A 5,606-nucleotide genomic window follows, 5' to 3' on the forward strand; every position below is an offset into this window, starting at 1 on the left:
TTCTGCGACGAGATCAGCGCATCGTCGACTTCCTGGAACGCCACCTGGATCGCCTTGCGGTACGAGTACAGCGCCTGCTGCTGCACGGCCTCGGCCTGCTTCACCTGACCGGCGATCGCGCCGCCCTCGAAGATCGGCTGCGTCACCGACCCCGCAAACGACCACACGCGCGCCGGCCCCGTAAAGAGCTTCGAGAACTGGCCGCTTTGCGTGCCGAGCAGCCCCGTGATCGAAATCTGCGGGAAATACAGCGCCTTTGCGGCGCCGATCTGCGCATTCGCCGCGACCAGGTCCTGCTCCGCCTGACGCAGGTCGGGCCGGCGTTCGAGCAGGTCCGACGGCAGACCGGCGGGCACGGCGGGCGTCGCCAGTTCGCCCAGCGCGCGCCCGCGCAGGATGTCGCCCGGGTTGCGCCCGAGCAGCACCGACAGCGCATCTTCCTGCTGCGCGATCTGCGACTCGATCTGCGGAATGCGCGCGCGCGAGTCCTCGTATTCGGACTGGCTCTGCGCGAGTTCCATCTGCGAGACCTCGCCGCCCTGGAAGCGCAGCTCGAACACGTGCACGGATTCGGCGCGGCTCGCGGTGGTCGCCTTCGCGATCTCCAGTTGCCGGTCGAGGCTGCGCAGGTTGATGTAGGACGACGCCACCGACGACACCAGCGTGAGGATCGTGCCGCGCTTCGCTTCTTCCGTCGACAGCAGGCTCGCGCGGGCCGCTTCCGTCAGGCGCCGGTTGTGGCCGAACAGATCGATTTCCCACGACGCCGACAGCGCCAGCTGATACGAGTTGAACACCGGGTTCTGCACGTTCGCGAACAGCGGCGACGAGGTCGAGATGCGCTCGCGCCCGGCATCGAGCCCCGCGCTGACCTGCGGAAACAGCGCCGCGCGCGTGGTGACGAACTGGCCGAGGAACTGGTCGACGCGCGCGGCGGCGATCTTCACATCGTTGTTGTTCGCGAGCGCCGCGGTGATCAGGTCATCGAGCACCGGGTCGTCGAACTGCTTCCACCATTCGGTGTTCGCGACGTCCGATGCGTAGTTGTCCGGGAAGCGGTACGTCGCGGGCACGTCCACCTGCGGGCGCGAGTAGTTCGGGCCGAGCAGGCAGCCGCTGAGCGTCAGGGCGCAGAACGCGCATGCAATGCCCGTGGCGAGCGACGCGGGAAGCGGCAAGGTCGGAGCGCGGCGCATCTCACTCACCTTGACGCGGTGCGGACGGGTTGGTGGTCGGGCCACCACCGACAGCCGGACCGCCCGCCGACGGCGGCACCTTCTTCGGCTCGCCCGATGCCGGCCCCGGTCCTGGTGAAGACGGCGGCACATCCCCCGCCTTCTTGTCCTTCTTCTTGGCGCTCTTCTCAGACATCGTTTCCAGCACATAGAAGAACATCGGAATGAAGAACACGGCGATGGCGGTCGCACCCAGCATCCCGCCGATCACGCCCGTGCCGATCGAATGCCGGCTGTTGGCCGAGGCGCCCGTCGCGATCGCGAGCGGCACGCAGCCCAGAATGAATGCCAGCGACGTCATCACGATCGGCCGCAGCCGCTCCTCGGCCGCCGTCATCGTCGCGTCGAACACCGACTTGCCCGACTCGCGGTTGAGCACCGCGAACTCGAAGATCAGAATGGCGTTCTTCGCCGCGAGCGCGACAAGCATCGTCAGACCGATCTGGAAGTACACGTCGTTGTTCAGCCCGCGCAGCAGGATCGCGAGCAGCGCGCCGAAGAGGGCAAACGGCACCGCCATCAGCACGCCGAACGGCAGGCTCCACTTCTCGTACTGCGCCGCCAGAATCAGGAACACCATGATCAGGCCGAACACGAACACGAGCCCCGAGGTGCCGCCCGACTGCTTCGCCTCGAACGCCTCGCCGCTCCACGCAATGCCGTATTCCGACGGCATCGACGCGGCCAGCTCTTCGAGCGTGCTGATCACCTGGCCCGACGCGTAGCCGGGCGCCGCGTTCGCCGTGATCTTGACGGCCGGGAAGTTGTTGAAGCGCGTGATCAGGTCCGGCCCCGTCACGTAGCGCGAGGTCACCACCGACTTGAGCGGCACCATGCTGCCGTTCGAACTGCGCACGAAGATCTGTTCGAGGTCGTCGGGCTTGAGCCGGTACGACGGCTCGGCCTGCAGGATCACCTGCCACAGGCGGCTCGACCGGTTGAACTGCGACACATAGAGCGAGCCGAACATCGTCTGCATCGCGCTGTAGACGTCCTCGACGGGCACCCCGAGCGTCTCGGCCTTGTCGCGGTCCACGTCGACCAGCAGCTGCTGCGAGTCGGCGTTGAAGGTGTTGGTCACGCCCGTGAGTTCGGGGCGCTGCTTGGCGCGCGCGACGAAGTCGTTCACGACGGCGGCAAACTGCGCGATGGTCGCATCGCCCTTGCTCTGGATCCACATCTCGGTGCCGCCCGTGGTGCCGAGGCCCGGAATGGACGGCGGATTGAGCGGCACGACGATGCCCTCGCGGATCTGCGAGAGCGTCTTGTACGCATCGACCAGCACCGCGCGCGCATTCTGCGTGCGGATGTTCGCGGACTTGTAGCGTTCATCGAAACTCTTGAAGCCGACGAAGAAGGTCGACGAATTATTCTTGTTCTGGCTGTCGAGAATGCTGAAGCCGTCGATCGTCGTGATGCTGCCCACGGCCGGCTGCTTCATGAAGTACTCGGCGATGCGGTCCGACACCTTGCCCGTGCGATCGAGCGACGCGGCATCGGGCATGATCACGGCGCCCAGCAGATAGCCCTGGTCCTCGGGCGGCAGGAACGCGGTCGGAATGTCGCGCATCATCAGCACGGCGAGCCCGATCATGCCGACGAACAGCAGCAGCGCGACCACGAAGCGCTTGATCACGAGCCGCACCGCGCGCGTGTAGCCCGCCGTCATGCGCGCGAACTGGTTGTCGAACCAGCGGAAGAACCCCTTCTTCTCGTGGTGGCCGGGCTTGAGCAGCAGCGCCGCGAGCGCGGGCGAGAGGGTCAGTGCGACGAGCCCCGAGATCACCACCGAGATCGCGATCGTGATCGCGAACTGCTTGTACATCTGCCCGGTGATGCCGCCGAGAAACGCCACGGGCACGAACACCGCGCACAGCACCAGCACGATCGCGACCACGGGACCGGCGACTTCGTCCATCGCCTGCTTGGCGGCCGTCTTCGGGTCGAGCTTGTTGACCGTCATGTTGCGCTCGACGTTCTCGATCACGACGATCGCGTCGTCCACCACGATGCCGATCGCGAGCACCATGCCGAACAGCGTGAGCATGTTGATCGAGAAGCCGAGCGCCTCCATGCCCATGAAGGTGCCGACGATCGACACCGGCACCGCGAGCACGGGGATCAGCGTCGCGCGCAGGCTCTGCAGGAACACGAACACGACGATCACCACCAGGACGACGGCCTCGAAGAACGTGTGCACCACGTCCGAGATCGAGGCGCGCGTGAACTCGGTGGTGTCCATCGCGATCTCGTAGTCGATCCCCTCGGGGAACGACTTCTTCATCCCGGCGAGCGTGGCGCGCACCTGCTTCGACACGTCGAGCGCGTTGGCGCCCGGCTGCTGGTAGACGGCGAGCACGGTGGCGGGCTTGCCCTGGAAGCGGCTGCGGATCGAATAGTCCTTCTGGCCGAGTTCGGCGCGGCCGATGTCCTTCAGGCGCACGATCGCCGCGCCCCCGCTCTGCGCGCGGATGATGATGTTCTCGAACTCCGAGGGCTCGGTCAGGCGCCCGGTCGTGGTGACGGCGAATGACTGCTCGACGGGGTTGCCCGTTGGCGACTGGCCTAATCGCCCGACGGCGAACTGCTGGTTCTGGTTGGCGACCGCGCGCTGCACGTCGGCGGCCGTGATGCCCAGTTGCGCCATGCGGTCGGGGCGCAGCCAGATGCGCATCGCGTAGTCGGGCGTGCCGAAGATGCTCGACTGGTTCGCGCCGGGAATGCGCTTCAATGCATCGAGCACGTAGACGTTCGCGTAGTTCGCGATGTAGGTGGCGTCGTAGCGCTCGGTGGGCGAGTAGATCGCGATCACCATCATGAACGCCTGCGACTTCTTCTGCACCTGCACGCCCTGGTTGGTGACCGACTGCGGCAGTTGCGGCAGCGCGAGGTTCACGCGGTTCTGCACGTCGACCTGCGCGAGTTCGGGGTTGGTGCCGATCTGGAAGTACGCGTTGATGGTCAGGTTGCCCGTGGAGGAACTCGACGAGCTCATGTAGATCATGTTGTCGGCGCCGTTGACCTGCTGCTCGATGGGGGCGGCGACGTTGTTGGCGACCACGTCGGCGCTCGCGCCCGGATAGGTCGCGGAGATCGTGATCTGCGGCGGGGTGATGTCGGGGTACTGCGCGGTGGGCAGCGCGAGCATGGTCAGCGCGCCGCCGAGCGTGATGACGATCGAGATGACCGAGGCGAAGATCGGGCGGTCGATACAGAAATGGGAGATGTTCATCGGATCGGGGTGCGCCGGATGGTGTCGGTCGTCGTCATCGGGTCATCGGGTCTTCACATCGGTCAGGGGCTGGCCGGCCGTGCCGTGGTCTGCGCCATGGCCGCCACGGTCGTTACGGTCGCCGCGGGCACGGACGCCGCCGCTGCCGGCGCGGACGCGGGTGCGGGCGTCGCCGGCGCGCCCGAGCCCGGCGGCGCGCTCACCACCTTGATCTGCGCATCCGACGACACGCGGATCGCGCCGTCGACCACCACGCGTTCGCCCGGCTTCAGGCCTTCGTTGACGAACCAGTCGTCGCCATGCCAGTCGCCCACGTCGACCACGCGCTGATGCGGCTTCGAGTCCTGGTCGAGCACCCACACGAAATGGCTCTTCGCGCCTTGCAGCACCGCGCGCTGCGGCACGAGGATCGCGTTGGGGCGCACCGCGCCCGACACCTTCGCGCGCACGAACTGGCCCGGTCGCAGCGTGCCGTTCGGATTGGCGAAGGTGGCGCGCACGAGGAAGGTGCCCGTCTGCTGGCTGAAGGCGGGGTTCGTGAAATCGATGCGGCCCTTCTGCGGATAGACCGAGCCGTCGGCCTGGATCACCGTGACGTCGAACTGGTTGTCGGCGGGAAAGCGCAGCAGGCCCTTGGTGATCTGCTCGCGGTAGCGCAGCAGCTCGTTCTCGGAGATGCTGAAGTTCACCCACATCGGGTCGAGCTGGTAGACGTAGGTCAGCAGGCCCGACTGCGTGGGCGTGACGTAGCTGCCGTCCTGCACGCGCGCGAAGCTCGACAGGCCCTTGAGCGGTGAGCGGATGGTGCAGTAGCTCAGGTTCAGTTCGGCCGTGCGCACCTCGCCCTGCGCGGCGATCACGGCGGCTTCGGCCTGTTTCTCGTTGCCGGTGGCGTCGTCGAGATCCTTCTTGCTCAATGCGTTCTGCGCAGCCAGCGGCACGACGCGCGCGAGGTTCTGTTTCGTGACGAGCAGGCGCGCCTGCTGCTGCGCGAGCGCGCCCTTGGCGGACTGCAGCGCGGCTTCGAAGGGCTTGCGGTCCATCACGAACAGCACCTGGCCTTCCTTGACCAGCGAGCCTTCGTCGTACAGGCGCCGTTCGAGAAAGCCGTCGACGCGCGCGCGGATTTCCACTTCGCG

General features: G+C 66.7%; 3 protein-coding genes. All 3 read right to left on the bottom strand.

All coding sequences use genetic code 11. From position 1 onward, the window contains the following. Nucleotides 1–1,196, bottom strand: a 1,196-nt coding sequence (locus G3N95_RS40225; RefSeq protein ID WP_241019214.1) for an efflux transporter outer membrane subunit, incomplete at its 3' end; no start/stop codon positions are given. Nucleotide 1,197: 1 nt separating this feature from the next. Then, a complete protein-coding gene (locus G3N95_RS40230; protein WP_205975626.1) occupies nt 1,198–4,467 on the bottom strand; it encodes a multidrug efflux RND transporter permease subunit in 3,270 nt (1,089 codons plus the stop codon). A gap of 62 nt (nt 4,468–4,529) precedes the next feature. Beyond that, a partial coding sequence (locus G3N95_RS40235; protein ID WP_205975627.1) for an efflux RND transporter periplasmic adaptor subunit occupies nt 4,530–5,606 on the bottom strand: 1,077 nt, incomplete at its 5' end.

This window comes from Paraburkholderia sp. Tr-20389, from assembly GCF_017104565.1.
In the GTDB taxonomy this organism is placed as follows: domain Bacteria; phylum Pseudomonadota; class Gammaproteobacteria; order Burkholderiales; family Burkholderiaceae; genus Paraburkholderia.